Source organism: Mesobacillus subterraneus (genome assembly GCF_000934845.1).
GTDB lineage: Bacteria > Bacillota > Bacilli > Bacillales > Cytobacillaceae > Mesobacillus > Mesobacillus stamsii.
In genome coordinates this window covers 1-16,437 of the sequence record NZ_JXIQ01000049.1, presented here as the reverse complement: position 1 = coordinate 16,437, position 16,437 = coordinate 1, and the positions used below count along the sequence as shown (strand labels likewise).

Sequence of the window (16,437 nt, the reverse complement as noted above, 5' to 3'; positions counted from 1 at the left end):
AGCGCTTCTTCTGGTGGAGTCTCCAGTTTCTACGTTTCTGGGCAGTCGGCTATACTTTTCGGTTTCGGTCCGCCAAGTGAAGTCAAAGAACGACTTCACCGGTCGGCCCTCCGAGGCATAGGACGTGCTAGACCCGCCAGCCACAGGACGTGGCGTTTAGGTGGGCAGCGCTTGTCGGGGCTGTTCGAGGCGCTTGCGCTTTTTGGTCCGTCACTATACTGTAGTTGTTGTATACTAAACGGAGAAATGGGAAAACAGGAGGAGCATTTATGACGATTTCTGAGCCGCAAAAGCGGATTTCTCGGCGGGCTTTGACTGTCTGGAAAATTGCTGCTGGTCTTCACTCCTTGATGGTTTGGATTCTAGCAGGCAGTTTGGTCGCTGTTGCAATTATTTTTAATTTGCAAAAATCGATCATTGGAGCAGCGGTTGCTGTTGCCGTTATCTATAGCTATTTGTTCATTTTCTTAGTTCCGCAAATGCGGTGGAAACGCTGGCGTTATGAAGTAAGAGAACAAGAAATTGAGCTTCAATACGGAGTTTTCATCGTAAAAAGGACGCTTATTCCAATGATTCGCGTCCAGCATGTTGATACGCTGCAAGGTCCGCTGTTGAGGAAATACCAATTGGCAACGGTAACCGTTTCCACTGCAGCAACGGTCCATGAAATACCAGCGCTTGATATGGAGGAAGCGGAAAGCTTGAGAATGTCCATTTCACGCCTGGCAAGGGTGGCAGATGAAGATGTCTGAACCGAAAAAGATGCACCCGGTGGCAGCAGTCGTCTATGCGTTGCGACAATTGAAAGAAATGCTTATTCCGTTCCTGATTTTCGTTGTTTTTGGAAGCAGGGGGACGGATTGGGATCTTTTTTATCTTATAGGGTCTATCGCGGTTGTCGTACTGGTGTTGGTATATGGGGTTTTGTCATGGCATCGTTTTACCTTCCGAATCGAGCAGGGAGAACTAAGGATGGAATATGGACTGATTGTCAGAAAAAAACGGTACATTCCATTTGATCGGATTCAGAGCATTGATTTGTCGGAAGGGATATTGCAGAGGATGTTCGGGCTTGTGAAGGTAAAAGTGGAGACCGCGGGCTCAGGCGGGATGGGCCTGCAGGATGGCGAAGCAGTCCTCACGGCGATCACGAAGCAAGACGCCCAGGAAATCCATGACTATCTGGTCGCAATCAAGAAGAACGGCCAAATCCAGCACGAAGACGAAGACCGGTTCTTACGGGAAGATGTACTTTATAAAATTTCTGTCCCTGAGCTGTTGATGCTGGCAACAACTTCTGGCGGAGTAGGTGTGGTTATTTCTGCCGTGCTGGCATTCGTGTTCCAATTTGAAGAATTCATTCCCTATGAACAGATTTTTAATGGCTTCGAGAATTTTGTGCAAAATGGCGTTCTTTTTATCAGTGTTGTTGTTTTCATCGGCTTCCTGTTCGCCTGGCTGATTGCCCTTCTAGGGACGATACTGAAATATGCCAATTTTACCGTGAAAAAAGTGGCTGATGACCTTGTGATTACTCGAGGATTATTGGAGAAGCGCCAGTTTACGATCCCAATGAGCAGGATCCAGGCAGTGCGGATCACCGAGAACCTAATTAGGCAACCGCTCGGGTATGCCTCAGCATTCGTGGAGAGTGCAGGTGGTTCGGCACTTGACCAGGAGAGCGCCAAAGTCCTCATCCTGCCAATCGTGAAAAAGAAAACAATTCCCAGCTTGCTTGAACCATATTTGTCCGATTACCATTTTCGCGTCCGTTTCTCCTCTGCACCTAAACGGGCTTACCGGAGATATGTAATGAAAGGCTGGATTTTTGTCTTGCCGATTCTCGCTTTGGCTGTCTGGTTTTTCAGGCCTTGGGGTTATGGAGCAGTGACTTTGCTTGCTTTCTCGTCCATTTGGTCTTACCTTCATTATAAGGATGCAGCCTGGAGCCTGGACGAAGGGATGTTGACGTTCCGTTATCGAAACATGGCCAAAAATACTGTATACATGAGGAAAAATAAGATCCAGTCCTTCAGTGTCAAACAAAGCGCTTTTCAGAAGAAACTGAAGCTTGCCACGGTAGAAGCAATCGTCAAGTCCGGGCATGGCGGTGCCGGCGGCAAAGTCGTTGATCTTGAAAAGCGCGACGCCGATCAAATCTATCATTGGTATTCACATAAGATAAGCACTCCAAACGAATGATAAAAAGCGCCTTTCTGGGCGCTTTTCTTATGGAGAGGAGAAAACGCCCGCATAAGGGTATCATTCCGCAAGAAAGATGCCCTTATGAAGGAGAAAACGCCCGCATAAGGGTATCATTCCGCAAGAGAGATGCCCTTATGGAGGAGAAAACGCCCGCATAAGGGTATCATTCCGCAAGAAAGATGACCTTATAGCAGTTGTTTTAGTGAAAAAAAACGAAACACATAAAATTTTGGGACTAGTTATTTCCAATTCGCTTTATTTTTTTCAAACAGACTTAAAAGAGGTACCCATTTTTTTACCTTCTATAAGCTGCTGCGCCGATCAGGAAGCCGGACAGCATGCCAAAAAGATGGGCGGAAACGTTAATGTTCGACTGGAAAAAAGTCATGAGAACGGCGATGATAGCGATGGTTAAAATAGTCTGTGAGTTCTCGCGCGACAACATTGCTTTTCGGAACAGGATGATCGAAATATAGAAGCCAAACAAGCCAAAGATCGCACCGCTCGAGCCGACATGGGTATAGGTCAGCGGTTCAAGCAACAAGGTGGCCACGTTCGCGGCAATTCCTGTACCAAGATACACTAAGATAAACTTTGTTCTGCCAAGCAGCTGCTCGAGTGCCGGACCAAATAAGACGAGTGAAAAGCTGTTGAATAGCATGTGCGCAAAGCCAGCATGCATGAATATCGGAGTGACCAGCCGCCAATACTCACCATTGACTACGTACAGATTTACTCCTGCCAAACGTTCAAGCAAGTATTGGTTCGGAAAAATTGGCAATGCCGTCAACAAGTATAATAAGATATGAATAACAATGATGAAGGAAATGACCGGGTAAAAACGGATGAAGTCACGAAAGCTTTCAGTCCTAGTAAACATGGAAACCCCCTGGTTACGAAATTCGTGTTGCTCAATTAAATTAGTACCTACATAAAGGATAGCCCTAGTCAGCAAAAGTTGTACACTATTTTGTATGCAAAAGAAAGTTTTTTTAGAAGGGAGACAGAAAATGATCATCGGTACAGGTATTGATATTGTCGAAATCAGCAGAATTCGCAAACTGGTTGATTCGCAGCCTCGTTTTCCAGAAAGAGTGCTAACTGAAAAGGAAAGAGAGACATATCTTAAATATAAAGAACGGCGAGCAATCGAATTCCTTGCGGGAAGATGGGCGGCGAAGGAAGCTTTTTCAAAAGCGAAAGGGACTGGCATTGGCAAGGAGCTGTCATTTACTGATATAGAAATTGCAAACGATTCGCATGGACGCCCGGTTGTTCTCAAGCCACTTATGGAAGGGGTTCACTTATCCATTTCTCATAGCGAGCATTATGCGATTGCGCAGGTGATCATCGAAAAAGTCGTTTATTGATTTTGAAAATAGAAAATTATCATGTTGCTAAAAATCCCAGGGGCATATTCGCCCAGGTTGTCTCATATATTCATAATGCAGTAAGGGAGACAAGGCTAGGGCGGCGAGAACAAGGCTGCACGAAGACTACTCAAGCACTTTTGCAGCCAGTGTCTTATTCCTGTCCTTTCTTTCCCTTTACACGTTTAAATGAGACTAAAAGGGGTTGAAGGAATGAAAAAAAAGTTGTTGCTGCTTCTCGCCGGGCTCATGGTTATTTTTGCTCTGGCTGCCTGTGGGACGAAATCACAGGAATCTGTGGTGAAGGACTTGGACGGGACGCTTAATGACTTAAAAAGTTACAAAGCGAAGGCCAAGATGACATTGCAGATGGGGACCGAGCCGCAAGTGTATGATGTGGAGATTTGGCACAAAGAACCGTCATTTTACCGTGTAAATTTAAAGAATGCCCAGAAGGACCAGAGCCAGATGATCCTTCGGAATGAGGAGGGAGTGTTTGTTCTAACACCTGCTTTGAACAAGAGCTTCCGTTTTCAAAGTGAATGGCCGAAAAACAGCAGCCAGGCTTATCTTTACGAATCATTAATTACTGATATCCTCGAAGATAAGGAAGCGAAATTCTCGGCGACCAAAGAGCATTACGTGTTCGAAACAAAAACAAGATACCAAAACAACAAGATGCTTCCGACTCAGGAAATCATACTGAACAAGAAAAACCTGACACCAGTCAGTGTGAAGGTGATGGATCCCGACCGCAATGCATTGGTTACGGTGGAATTCTCTGATGTGAAATTCGACGCAAGCTTTGATAAGGATGCGTTTGACATGAAAAAAAATATGACAGCTGCCCAGCTTGAAGTTCAGGTTATGGCAAATGTGGAAGACAAGGAATTCACAGTAAAATATCCTGTTGCTGAACTCCCAAATGTGAAGCTGGTTGATGAAAAAGAAATCACAACCGAGAATGGCAAGCGGGTTATCTTGACGTACGACGGCGACAAGTCCTTCACGCTCATCCAGGAAAAGGCAGATGCCATGCCTGCAATGTCCTCTCCAATTACCATGACTGGAAAGCCAGTCGATCTTGGGTTTACTATCGGTGCCATGAATGAAACTTCCGTATCATGGACGCATCTCGGAGTCGATTATATGCTGGCATCCACCGATCTATCACAAGAAGAACTGGAAATGGTCGCTAAATCCGTTCAGGCCGATATGGAAAAATAACAATTGGCAAGCAGGCTCAGCTTCTTGGGCCTGTTATTTTTATGGGGAAAAGTCCTTCTTGTGAACTTCCATTCTATAATATTCAATTGACATGGAGTTCCTTCAGTTTGATAATAAAAATAATTGAAATAACGCTTGGACTGAAGGAAGTGGAGTTTTCGGTGGAGGAACAAAGGTTTTTTTTTCGTGATACATGGGCGGAAGTAGATTTGGATCGAATCCAAAACAATTTAACAGAAATCTCAGCTCATTTGTCAAAGGATGTGGAGATTATTGCCGTTGTGAAGGCCAATGCTTATGGACACGGTGATTTTCAAGTGGCGGAGGTCGCATTGAAAGCGGGGGCATCGATGCTTGCAGTGGCGTTCATGGACGAAGCGCTAGCCTTAAGGGAAAAAGGGATTACAGCACCGATCCTTGTCCTAGGTGCCAGCAGACCAGGGGACGTGAATATCGCAGCTGAGGCAGGAATCATTCTAACTGTTTTTCAAAAAGAATGGCTGAAACACGCGCAAAAAATTTTGAAAAAGGATGCTGCGCTTTTCCTCCATCTAAAAATAGATACAGGCATGGGCAGGCTTGGAATTCGCACCGAAGGAGAGCTGAAGGCTATGGAGAGACTTTTCGAAGAAGACCCACGCTTGCAACTTCACGGGATTTACACTCATTTTGCGACTGCGGATGAATTGGATGATACGTATTTCAATAGGCAGCTTTCCTTATTTAAGGACATGCTATCAATAATGAATCATCAGCCGCCCGTCGTTCATACTAGCAACAGCGCCGCTGCTCTCATGCATCCGGCTGCACGCTTTAATGCGGTAAGGATAGGAATCGTGATGTACGGCCTAGCACCGTCAGTAAAAATTGCACCTGAATTGCCTGTTGTGCTACAGGAGGCATTCACTCTCCACTCGCGGATTGTGCATGTGAAGAAGCTGGAGAAAGGGGACAAAGTCAGCTACGGTGCTACCTATGAAGCGCCTGAAAAGATTTGGGTAGGAACGCTGCCGATTGGGTATGCTGATGGATGGATAAGAAGGCTTCAGGGCCAGGAAGTACTGGTCGATGGCAAAAGGTCACCGATTATTGGACGGATTTGCATGGATCAATGCATGGTAAGACTACCGTATGAAGTTCCGGTTGGAACGGTTGCTACCCTGATTGGCAGCCAGGAACATGAATCAATATCCATTAATGAAATTGCCTGTAAGCTGGAAACCATCAATTATGAGGTCCCGTGCATCATTACTGCAAGAGTACCCAGACTGTACATGCAAAAAGGCAAACTCGTCTCTTTGAGCAATCCGTTGTTAGACGAGAAATCCAAGTATTAACAAACCTGTGTATTCCCGCTAATACCTTGCATAAAACAGTAAATTTTTAGCGGATAATACAGAAGAATTGCTGATTTGCCTTTGCATTTTGGATAAATAGTGATACCATTAGAAATGGTAGAGAGATAATGAATTTAATAATCGTATGTAGTGATGATGGTGGAGGTGTATGTTTGTGTCTGAATCCAGCGCAACAACTGAGATTTTGGTAAAGTTACCGCAGCATCTGTTGAGTGAACTAGATGGATTTGTTAAACAAGAGAACGTAAACCGCAGCGAATTTATTTATCAGGCAACAAAAATGTTTTTGCGTGAGAAGAAAAAGAGACAAATTCTCGAGTCCATGAGACGTGGCTATATGGAAATGGCCAAGATTAATCTAACCATTGCATCAGAAGCATTTCAAGCAGAATACGAGGCTGAACACACAGTTGAACGTCTAGTCAGCGGAGGATGATCCTTTGATTGTCAAACGTGGTGACGTCTATTTTGCAGACCTATCCCCAGTTGTTGGCTCGGAACAAGGCGGAGTGCGCCCTGTCCTGGTCATTCAAAACGATATCGGGAATCGGTTCAGTCCCACAGTCATTATCGCAGCGATCACAGCACAGATCCAAAAAGCCAAGCTTCCCACTCATGTGGAAATTGATGCGAAGCGGTACGGTTTTGAAAGAGATTCGGTCATATTATTGGAACAAATACGCACCATTGACAAACAGCGCCTAACCGATAAAATAACCCATCTCGATGACGAAATGATGGAAAAAGTGGATGAAGCCCTTCAGGTAAGTTTAGGTCTTATTGAATTCTAATTAACAGCACGCTCTTGATTAAAAGAGCGTTTTTCGTAACTGAACCACCTGGCCTGCTGACAGGCCTTTTACATACCCCAAAAAATAAAATAGGATGTTTCTGTGTGGGAGGCAAGCTTAGCGCTTGCCTCTTTTTTTAGAATAAATTGATTTTATTTGACGAAAGAGAACGGATATCATTAAATGGAGATATAGGACCAAGGTTTGTGATAATTTAATGACAGTTTTAAGAATGGTTTACATTTGTGAGATTTGGGTAATGTTAAATTTTGTTGTGATAGAATGGGGAGGTAAAATGAATAAAATAATTTCCAATTATATTCAGGACAATAAACAAGGGATTCTGGATCAATGGATAGACAGGACGAAAGAGGAAGCGGATGACAGGGTAGTGCGATTAGTTTCTGACCGTGTATTCCACGCGACGAGCAAGGAGTTCATCGACCTGATCATCTCCAATTTCAAAGGTAGCAGCGAAGAGTACAAAGAGAAACTGACGGATTTTGCTGAAAAGGTCGTCAGGCTTGGCTGGCCATTGACTTTTGTTACAAAAGGCCTGCACACTTTTAATAGTATTGTTTTTGAAGCAATGCAAAAGGACGAGATAATAATACCTGACAACCAGATGGATTTTGTTATCGAGTTTGACCGATGGGCAGCACCTATGAGTAATGAAATTGTCAGCATCTATTCATCTACTTGGGAACGAACTGTTTCTCTGCAGAAAATGGCCCTTCAAGAACTTTCCGCTCCGCTCATTCCTGTATTTGAAGGAATTACGGTGATGCCTCTTGTCGGTACCATCGATACAGATCGTGCAAAACAAATCATGGAGAACCTGTTAAAAGGTGCAGTCAAACACCGTTCTGAAGTAGTTCTTATCGACATTACAGGGGTTCCAGTCGTGGATACGATGGTGGCCCACCATATCATCCAGGCGGCGGAGGCAGTTAGGCTGATCGGCGCGAAGTGTATGCTAGTCGGTATTCGTCCTGAAATTGCGCAGACGATTGTCAATCTGGGAATCAATTTGAATCAATTTACAACGAAGAACAATTTGAAAAGAGGAATTGAAGCAGCTCTTGAGCTGACAAATAAAAAAATCGTTTCGCTGGAGGGAGCAAAGTGAGAATACCTATCCTAAAACTGGATGATTGTCTATTGGTCTCCATTCAATGGGAGCTTGATGACCAGACTGCTCTTCAATTTCAAGAGGACCTGCTCCAAAAAATACACGAGACTAGCTCAAATGGTGTTGTCATTGATTTAACATCGATCGATTTTATCGACTCTTTTATCGCTAAAGTCCTTGGTGATGTTATCAGTATGTCCAAGCTGATGGGTGCGATTGTAGTTTTAACAGGGATCCAGCCCGCTGTTGCAATCACGCTAATAGAATTAGGGATCGGACTTGATGATGTCCTAACTGCATTGGATTTAGAAAAAGGTTTGGAGAAATTACAACAGGAATTGGGGGAATAACTGAATGAACATCCAATCCTGCATAACGATTATCAATGAATGGGACATCGTGGCTGCACGCCAGCTTGGGCGGAATGTTGCCAAAGAGCTAGGCTTCGGAACGGTTGACCAGGCTAGAATCACTACTGCCATCAGTGAACTGGCCAGAAACATATACTTATACGCCGGAAAAGGACAAATTTGCATCGATAAACTGTCTGAAGGCGGAAAAGCGGGATTGCAGATCAAAGCAGTAGACAGCGGCCCCGGTATAAGAGAAATACGCCAAGTCATGGAGGATGGTTTTTCCACATCAGGAGGACTTGGGGCCGGCCTTCCCGGAGTAAAACGCCTTATGGATGAATTTTACATAGATTCTACTCCTGGACAAGGAACACAAATTAAAGCAACTAAATGGCTCCGTTAGGGGGAAACAATATGGACTTCCGAGAAATGATGGAATCAAAGTATCGGGATATTCTTCACCATTATATTAAAGAGCAGTCAGAACAAGCATTGTATGCAGGGCAGAAATTCAGCCGCAAGTCGATTGAGCACAAAGTCGCTCCGGAAGAAATCATCAGCCTTCATAAAAGTTTGCTTCTTGAAATGTATCCTGAACTTCCAAAAGATATTATCCATTCTTTTGATATTCTGCTCGAGGTAATGGTTGGATATGGAATTGCATACCGTGAGCATCAAAGCTTAAGGCACCAGCAGGAGGAACTAAGGTCGGAAATGGAAATCGCTTCCAATGTTCAGCAAACGCTGCTGGGCACCAGTATCCCTACCGTTCCCGGATTTGATATTGGTGCGATCAGTGTCCCTGCCAAGCACATGAACGGTGATTATTTCCATTTTGTTCTGGACGAAAATGACAATATTAGTGTCGCTATCGCGGATGTAATCGGAAAAGGAATTCCGGCAGCGCTTTGCATGTCGATGATTAAGTATGCGATGGACAGCCTGCCAGAAAACCGGCTTGACCCGAGCAGTGTTCTCGAAAACCTGAACAGAGTGGTTGAACAGAACGTGGACCCTAGCATGTTCATCACTATGTTTTATGGAATGTTTAATCCTTCCAACAATATCTTCTATTATGCTTCTGCAGGGCATGAGCCTGGCTTCTATTATGATTCCAAAAAGAAGGAATTCTCTGAGCTGGTGGCTAGAGGATTGCTGTTAGGAGTGGACAAACGGACAAAGTACTCCCAGTATGAAAAAGAAATATTTCCTGGCGATATGATCATCCTGATGTCAGACGGTGTGACGGAATGCAGAACGGAAGAAGGTTTCATTGAAAAAGAAACATTAATCGGCTACATCAATAAATATATTCACTTAAATGCTCAAGAAATAGTCAATAATATCTTTAGAGAACTTGAAAAACTTCAGCATTTTCAATTGCGGGATGATTTCACCTTAATCATTTTGAAAAAAGATGTTTAATAACAACCAGAAGGGGTAAATCAAAAGAGCAATTGAATTGTAAAGGTGGGTCATTTATGAATATTTCGATAGATGTGAAAGAAACAGAAACTAAGTTAGCAATTAAAGTAACTGGCGAAATTGATGCATATACCGCTCCGCAGCTTCGTGAAAAGCTATTTCCAATGTCCGAAAAAGAGGGCGTAAAGATGGTTGTAGACCTTTCAGAGGTTAATTATATGGATAGTACTGGGCTTGGAGTATTTGTAGGAGTATTTAAAAACGTTCGTGCACACAGCGGCGAATTCAAAATTGTCGGCGTGTCTGAACGTTTGGAGAGACTTTTCGAAATCACCGGCTTGGCCGATATTATCGATATAAACAGCCAGATAGAGGGTGGAGTGCAATGAGCGTGTCATTTGACTATATTGAAATGAAAATCCCGGCAAAACCGGAATTTGTCGGCGTCGTTCGGCTGACACTGTCTGGGATTGCAAGCCGCATGGGATTTTCCTATGACGAAATAGAAGATTTAAAAATTGCGACCAGCGAGGCATGTACGAACGCAGTGCAGCATGCTTATAAAAACAATGAAAACGGCGAAGTAATCATTGGTTTTGGATTATATGAAGAGAAGCTTGAAGTGATGGTTGCAGATAATGGCCAAAGCTTTGATTTCCACTCAGCGCGCCAGGGCCTCGGTCCTTATGACCAGAATAGCTCTGTCGAATTCCTTCGCGAAGGAGGCTTGGGACTATATCTGATCGAAACCTTAATGGATGAGGTTCGAATTCATCACAAAGAGGGTGTCACGGTCTTTATGACCAAGTACCGAGAAGGAGAGCAGGTGGAGAGAGATGCAGAGACAATCTCAACCTAAGCAGCGGCCGAAAGAAGAGGTTAATGAATTAATCAAAGCCTACCAGCTGCATGAGGATGCAGACGCCCAAAATGAGCTGGTCCTTTACTATCAAAACCTTGTTGAAACAATCGCGAGAAAATACTCAAAAGGAAGGTCATTCCATGAAGATATATTCCAGGTTGGGATGATCGGTCTTTTAGGCGCAATCCGCCGTTACGATGAAACGTTCGGCAAAAGCTTCGAAGCTTTTGCTGTACCAACCATTATCGGGGAAATCAAAAGATTTTTAAGAGATAAAACATGGAGTGTCCATGTACCGCGCAGAATTAAGGAGCTTGGCCCTAAAATCAAGGCAACCGTAGAAGATTTGACTACCCAGCTGCACCGCTCCCCCCGAGTAGAGGAGATTGCGGAGGCACTGGAAGTTTCTGAGGAAGAAATACTGGAAGCAATGGAAATGGGCAAAAGCTATCAGGCGCTATCGGTTGATCATTCGATTGAAGCCGATTCCGATGGCGGGACAGTCACCCTATTGGATATTGTCGGAAATATTGATGAAGGCTATGAAAAAATCAACCAGAAAATGGTGCTCGAAAAGGTACTACATGTGCTTAGTGAGCGTGAAAAGTTAATTATCCAATATACCTATCTTGATAACCTCAGCCAGAAAGAGGCTGGAGACAAACTGGGTATTTCGCAGATGCATGTATCAAGACTCCAGAGAAGAGCCATCAAGAAGCTTCAGGAAGCGATTCATGCGGAAAACAACAATTCGGAGTACATTACATGATTCAACTATTCAATGATAAAATAGAACTTTACGCTTACCAGACAATCAAAGAAGGTAAATTAGAGTGCGGTGACAGTTATTATTATACAGCCACCGATGATTATTTTGTCTGTGTAGTTGCAGATGGACTTGGTTCAGGACAGTACGCCCATGAAGCATCTGAAGCAGTTGTTGGCGTAGTCGAACGGCACCATCATGAAGATGTCGATACACTCATGAAATACTGCAACAACATCCTGGTGCAAAAGCGCGGTGCCGCTGTATTGATCTTCAAGGTTTATTTTAAGAGCCGCCAATTCGTGTACAGCTGTGTCGGGAATATTCGCTTTTTCCTCTACGCACCAAATGGCAAATTAGTGTATCCCTTGCCGGTTACGGGCTATCTTTCAGGGAAACCGCAAGTATTCCACACCCAACGATTTGTATACGAGCCGGATTCCAAATTTCTGATTTACTCAGATGGATTCGATATTCACGGCGCTAAAACTCTTTTGATGGGATTCCGGTCCGTAGCTTCCGTAGCGGAACAAATCAAAAACAACTATGCAAACTCAATGGATGATGCAACTTTTATTGTAGGAAGTCTACTTTAGCCAGTAGACTTCTTTTTGTTCTTTAGGTAAGAGAATACCCCTTCCACAGAAGCAGAACTGTAAAGCCCTCTTCGATTTTGATACACTAGTAAGGTATCAAGCAATATTAAAATGATTATGGAGGATTGTCTCTTGACACAAACAGTAGATAAGCAAGACCAATATGTAAAAATAATTGCCAAGGAACAATCGTTAGCAGCGAAACAGGTGCAAAGTGTGATTGCCTTGATCGCTGAAGGGAACACGGTTCCATTCATTGCACGATATCGTAAAGAAATGACAGGTGCCTTAGATGAAGTACAAATTCGCAACATCGTTGAAAGGTGGCAGTACATACAGAACTTAGAGCAGCGTAAAGAAGAAGTCATCAGGCTGATCGAGGAGCAAGGGAAGCTGACAGACGAGCTAAAAGCGGATATAGAAAAATCAATCAAGCTTCAGGAAGTAGAAGACCTATACCGTCCGTATAAGCAAAAACGAAGAACGAAAGCCACCGTCGCCAAGGAGAAGGGGCTCGAACCACTTGCACAATGGATGCTGGAATTCCCGGTAAACGGCAATTTGGAAGAAAAAGCCCAGGAGTTTCTATCCGAAGAAAAAGGTGTTGACTCTGTCGAGGATGCTATAATAGGCGCGAAAGACATCGTCGCCGAAATTATTTCCGACGATGCAGACAGCCGCAAATGGATTCGTAATGAAACCTATAAGACGGGCTCCATCGAATCTGTTGTCAAAAACGAAGAGCAGGATGAGAAAAAGGTTTACGAGATGTATTACGAATACTCGGAGCCGGTCAGTAAAGTAGTTCCTCATCGAATACTTGCGCTCAACCGCGGTGAAAAAGAAGATCTGTTAAGGGTTTCAATTAAGCCAAAAACCGATGCAATGATGAGTTATCTTCAACGCAAGTGGATTTCAAAAAGTCATTCCATAACAGCTACCCCGGTTATGGAAGCAATCGAGGATGCTTATAAGCGTTTAATCCAGCCTGCAATCGAACGAGAAATCAGGAATGAATTGACAGAAAAAGCAGAAGAGCAGGCAATTCATATTTTTTCTGAAAACCTCCGCAAACTTCTTCTTCAGCCACCGTTAAAAGGAAAGGTCGTTCTTGGGGTAGACCCAGCATTCCGGACAGGATGCAAGTTAGCTGCTGTAGATGAAACAGGAAAAGTTTTAACGATCGGTGTGATTTATCCGCATACATCAGGTGCTAAAAATACTGAGGCACGGGATAAATTCATCAAAATCTTAAAGGAATACAGTGTGGAAATGGTCGCCATTGGCAACGGTACAGCATCAAGGGAAACGGAACAATTCGTATCGGATATCCTGAAAGAATTAGATCGAGAGATGTACTATCTCATCGTAAACGAAGCCGGGGCCAGTGTGTATTCCGCCTCCGACATTGCCAGGGAAGAGTTCCCAAACTATCAAGTAGAGGAAAGAAGCGCGGTTTCGATTGCTCGCAGATTGCAGGATCCTCTGGCAGAACTCGTGAAAATTGATCCAAAATCAGTTGGAGTCGGGCAATACCAGCATGATGTAGGCCAGAAAAAGCTTTCTGAATCCCTGACGTTTGTTGTAGAAACAGCGGTTAACCAAGTAGGCGTAAATGTAAACACAGCTTCTTCTTCGCTGTTGCAATACGTATCCGGCCTATCCAAGACAGTTGCTAATAACGTAGTGAAGAAGCGAGAAGAAGAAGGAAAGTTTACGAGTCGTGCACAGCTGAAGAAAATCCCACGCCTTGGTGCCAAGACATATGAACAAGCAATCGGGTTCCTTCGAGTCATCGACGGAAAAGAACCGTTGGATCGCACCGGAATTCACCCTGAAAGCTACGACGAGGTCAAGCAGCTACTAGACAGTCTTGGCTTTAAAACATCAGATTTAGGGACAGCTTCCTTAAGAGAGGCACTCGGAAAAATCAATATCGATCAGACGGCAAACCAGCTTGGGATAGGAAAACTGACGCTTAAAGATATCATTGACGCTCTCGTCCGACCAGAAAGAGACCCGCGTGATGATTTGCCGTCACCGCTGCTCAAGAAAGATGTCTTAAAGCTGGAGGATCTAAAACAAGGGATGGAGCTGCAAGGAACTGTGCGAAATGTCGTGGATTTCGGAGCCTTCGTCGATATCGGAGTAAAACAGGATGGACTGGTCCATATCTCAAAATTAAGCAACCGTTTTGTCAAACACCCATTGGATATCGTCTCGGTAGGAGATGTGGTAACAGTATGGGTGGACAGTATAGACCAGAAAAAAGGCCGCGTAGCCTTGACGATGCGGAAACCGGAATAAGCAATACTGCAGTCTTTTTGCTTCGTTAACCTCAAGACGTTTCGGTCCGCCCTCCAATGCACAGATGCGCTACACCCGCCAGCGACAGGACGTGGCATTTTAGGCGGGCAGGGTTGTTGGAGCTGGCCAAGGCGTTTTTAAAGAATAAGGGTATCTTTCCGGCTAAATGGTACCTTATGGAGGAGGGAATGTTTGCATAAGGGTATCTTTCCGCTTGAAAGGTGCCCTTGTGGCAGTTGTTTTAGTAAAAAAACACGAAACATATAAAAATCGGTGGGTGATTTCCGATTCGCTATAAAAAGTAAAAACTCGCTCTTCGGAATAAAGTGACAGTGTTGACGTATGTTTTTTAGTGTTTTGAAATATTATAAAGGACCTTGAAGATGCATAGATAGCCAATTCTCTGTAAACCGTCAGTATAAATTGAAAAATGTAGGAGTGAGACTTCAACATGCAATATGATGCAGAGAATTCCGGAGAATATTTAGAATTGCTTGAAGACGATTGGCGTAAAGAGAAACTGCTCGCGATTCGACAAATGATTTTTGCTTATGCACCCGAATTTGAAGAGGCGATTCGCTATAAGATGTTGAATTATGGTAAAGATGATAACGATGTCTTTGCGTTAAACGCGCAAAAACATTATGTCAGTCTCTATGTGGGTGCCATAGATAAGGTAGATAATGCAGAAAATTTATTAGCGGGCTATAATTATGGAAAAGGTTGCATCCGCGTCAAAAAAACGATAAAGATTGAAGAAACGGGATTGGAACAATTTATCCAAAAGACCGTTGATATGTGGCGCACCGGTGAAGATACGGCTTGTTAAGATGAAAGTAACAAATAGACAGTAATCTGAAGCTTCGGTTTTCCTTTACTCCTTCATTTTCAATTTTTGTTACTTGTGATACTTTATTAGGTGACTATGGTTTCAGAAGGACATGCAGATAGGTTTTACTCCTGTTTCTTTTTATAAAAAAACCAACATTGATTTAAAAGTTTGATTTGATACCGATTTTTTTCATAGAAGGCTCGTTTCATTTGATTCTGGAACCAGACAGGCATAAACAATACCTCCTTAAGAGTAGTAAGTACATTATAAGGTAACATTAATATATGCTATAATGGGTTGTCAGGTTTCAAAAAAGGCAGGTAGTTTCAAATGACAGATCAAGAATTACAAAACCTCGTTCGTAACATCTCCAATGATTTATTCCATAAACAATTCAAACATAAAGCTTTCTTCAATCCGCGACTCCGTACTACCGGAGGTCGTTATATGCTGAATAGCCATAATATCGAAATCAATAGAAAATATTTTACTCAGCTAGGTCAAGAAGAGCTTATTGCTATCATCAAGCATGAGCTATGCCATTATCATCTTCACCTGGAAGGGAAAGGCTACAAGCATCAGGATAAGGACTTTAAGGAATTGCTGAAACAAGTCGGTGCTCCCAGATTTTGCTCAACTCTGCCTGAGGAAACTAAAACGAAACAAAGATCAAAAAGGCAAAAATTCCTGATTTATCAGTGCAGCAGCTGTAAGCTGACTTATCGCCGGAAAAGATCCATTAACACTACAAAGTATGTATGCGGAAAATGCCGAGGCAAACTGGTAAAAGTCAAAGAAATAGTCGAAATGGAAGGTTTCTAAGCTTGTAATGATGGGCTCGAGAAAATATTAAAAACATAGTTGACTTTTGCTTGGCTGCTCCCTATAATAGTAAGAGTCGATAAGACAAAGCACGAATGTTTAGTGGCGGTGCACCGAGGAATACCTCCCTGTTATTGTTGCTTTGTTATACGAATAGAGCTGTTTTTTGGATAAGCTATTTTAAAAAACAAATACAGATACTATTATTCCGCAGTAGCTCAGTGGTAGAGCACTCGGCTGTTAACCGAGCGGTCGTAGGTTCGAATCCTACCTGCGGAGCCATTTATTTTTCAAGGCATGGGGAAGTACTCAAGAGGCTGAAGAGGGCGCCCCTGCTAAGGGTGTAGGTCGGGTAACCGGCGCGAGGGTTCAAATCCCTCCTTCTCCGCCA

The 16,437-nt window shown here is 43.5% G+C and carries 20 protein-coding genes and 2 tRNA genes; 20 read left to right on the top strand and 2 right to left on the bottom strand.

Annotated features, from left to right (window positions below):
• The first annotated feature begins 269 nt into the window (after positions 1-269).
• The gene (locus tag UB32_RS06900; protein ID WP_044392316.1) at positions 270-752 is read left to right on the top strand and encodes a PH domain-containing protein; all 483 of its coding nucleotides are present in this window, start codon (positions 270-272) and stop codon (positions 750-752) included.
• Positions 745-2,202 carry a PH domain-containing protein gene (locus UB32_RS06895; protein ID WP_044392314.1) on the top strand — a complete coding sequence of 486 codons (1,458 nt, stop codon included), beginning with the start codon at positions 745-747 and terminating at the stop codon, positions 2,200-2,202. The genes UB32_RS06900 and UB32_RS06895 overlap by 8 nt, the downstream gene beginning before the upstream one ends.
• 298 nt (positions 2,203-2,500) lie before the next feature.
• On the opposite strand, the gene UB32_RS06890 is transcribed toward UB32_RS06895, so the two are convergent.
• Positions 2,501-3,085: a rhomboid family intramembrane serine protease gene (locus UB32_RS06890; protein WP_044392312.1), complete on the bottom strand. Its 585-nt coding sequence runs from the start codon at positions 3,083-3,085 to the stop codon at positions 2,501-2,503.
• A 130-nt stretch (positions 3,086-3,215) separates the two neighbouring features.
• Here UB32_RS06890 and acpS point away from each other — a divergent pair, with 130 nt between their 5' ends.
• The 15 genes from acpS to UB32_RS06815 all read left to right on the top strand — a co-directional run bounded on the left by acpS (position 3,216) and on the right by UB32_RS06815 (position 15,221).
• On the top strand, positions 3,216-3,575 hold the full coding sequence (gene acpS / locus UB32_RS06885) for a holo-ACP synthase (RefSeq protein WP_044392310.1): 360 nt from the start codon (positions 3,216-3,218) through the stop codon (positions 3,573-3,575).
• A 213-nt stretch (positions 3,576-3,788) separates the two neighbouring features.
• The gene (locus UB32_RS06880; protein WP_044392308.1) at positions 3,789-4,802 is read left to right on the top strand and encodes a LolA family protein; all 1,014 of its coding nucleotides are present in this window, start codon (positions 3,789-3,791) and stop codon (positions 4,800-4,802) included.
• Between the two features lie 107 nt (positions 4,803-4,909).
• Positions 4,910-6,139 carry an alanine racemase gene (gene alr / locus UB32_RS06875; protein WP_044392306.1) on the top strand — a complete coding sequence of 410 codons (1,230 nt, stop codon included), beginning with the start codon at positions 4,910-4,912 and terminating at the stop codon, positions 6,137-6,139.
• A gap of 175 nt (positions 6,140-6,314) precedes the next feature.
• On the top strand, positions 6,315-6,596 hold the full coding sequence (locus tag UB32_RS06870; protein ID WP_044392318.1) for a CopG family ribbon-helix-helix protein: 282 nt from the start codon (positions 6,315-6,317) through the stop codon (positions 6,594-6,596).
• 4 nt (positions 6,597-6,600) lie between these two features.
• Positions 6,601-6,951: a type II toxin-antitoxin system endoribonuclease NdoA gene (gene ndoA, locus UB32_RS06865; protein ID WP_041967053.1), complete on the top strand. Its 351-nt coding sequence runs from the start codon at positions 6,601-6,603 to the stop codon at positions 6,949-6,951.
• A 295-nt stretch (positions 6,952-7,246) separates the two neighbouring features.
• Complete coding sequence (locus UB32_RS06860; protein ID WP_044392304.1) at positions 7,247-8,080, top strand: RsbT co-antagonist protein RsbRA; 834 nt, start codon at positions 7,247-7,249, stop codon at positions 8,078-8,080.
• Entirely contained in the window at positions 8,077-8,433 is a 357-nt protein-coding gene (locus tag UB32_RS06855; RefSeq protein ID WP_044392303.1) for an STAS domain-containing protein, read from the top strand. Before UB32_RS06860 ends, UB32_RS06855 begins: the two co-directional genes overlap by 4 nt.
• A gap of 4 nt (positions 8,434-8,437) precedes the next feature.
• Positions 8,438-8,839, top strand: coding sequence for an anti-sigma regulatory factor (locus UB32_RS06850; protein WP_044392302.1), 402 nt, complete (start codon positions 8,438-8,440; stop codon positions 8,837-8,839).
• 11 nt (positions 8,840-8,850) lie between these two features.
• A complete protein-coding gene (locus tag UB32_RS06845) occupies positions 8,851-9,861 on the top strand; it encodes a PP2C family protein-serine/threonine phosphatase (protein WP_044392301.1) in 1,011 nt (336 codons plus the stop codon).
• Between the two features lie 56 nt (positions 9,862-9,917).
• Positions 9,918-10,250: an anti-sigma factor antagonist gene (locus tag UB32_RS06840; protein WP_044392300.1), complete on the top strand. Its 333-nt coding sequence runs from the start codon at positions 9,918-9,920 to the stop codon at positions 10,248-10,250.
• A complete protein-coding gene (rsbW, locus tag UB32_RS06835; RefSeq protein ID WP_044392299.1) occupies positions 10,247-10,720 on the top strand; it encodes an anti-sigma B factor RsbW in 474 nt (157 codons plus the stop codon). Before UB32_RS06840 ends, rsbW begins: the two co-directional genes overlap by 4 nt.
• Complete coding sequence (sigB, locus tag UB32_RS06830; RefSeq protein ID WP_044392298.1) at positions 10,698-11,492, top strand: RNA polymerase sigma factor SigB; 795 nt, start codon at positions 10,698-10,700, stop codon at positions 11,490-11,492. Before rsbW ends, sigB begins: the two co-directional genes overlap by 23 nt.
• Entirely contained in the window at positions 11,489-12,085 is a 597-nt protein-coding gene (locus UB32_RS06825; protein WP_044392297.1) for a PP2C family serine/threonine-protein phosphatase, read from the top strand. The genes sigB and UB32_RS06825 overlap by 4 nt, the downstream gene beginning before the upstream one ends.
• Before the next feature lie 117 nt (positions 12,086-12,202).
• The gene (locus UB32_RS06820; RefSeq protein ID WP_198528169.1) at positions 12,203-14,392 is read left to right on the top strand and encodes a Tex family protein; all 2,190 of its coding nucleotides are present in this window, start codon (positions 12,203-12,205) and stop codon (positions 14,390-14,392) included.
• A gap of 451 nt (positions 14,393-14,843) precedes the next feature.
• Complete coding sequence (locus UB32_RS06815) at positions 14,844-15,221, top strand: iron chaperone (protein WP_044392294.1); 378 nt, start codon at positions 14,844-14,846, stop codon at positions 15,219-15,221.
• Between the two features lie 125 nt (positions 15,222-15,346).
• On the opposite strand, the gene cmpA is transcribed toward UB32_RS06815, so the two are convergent.
• Positions 15,347-15,457 carry a cortex morphogenetic protein CmpA gene (gene cmpA, locus UB32_RS19805; protein WP_128721505.1) on the bottom strand — a complete coding sequence of 37 codons (111 nt, stop codon included), beginning with the start codon at positions 15,455-15,457 and terminating at the stop codon, positions 15,347-15,349.
• A 97-nt stretch (positions 15,458-15,554) separates the two neighbouring features.
• Here cmpA and UB32_RS06810 point away from each other — a divergent pair, with 97 nt between their 5' ends.
• From UB32_RS06810 to UB32_RS06800, 3 genes are all read left to right on the top strand, one after another.
• Positions 15,555-16,046: a SprT family protein gene (locus UB32_RS06810; RefSeq protein ID WP_044392292.1), complete on the top strand. Its 492-nt coding sequence runs from the start codon at positions 15,555-15,557 to the stop codon at positions 16,044-16,046.
• Between the two features lie 207 nt (positions 16,047-16,253).
• A tRNA-Asn gene (locus UB32_RS06805) sits at positions 16,254-16,328 on the top strand.
• 17 nt (positions 16,329-16,345) lie between these two features.
• Positions 16,346-16,437, top strand: a tRNA-Ser gene (locus tag UB32_RS06800).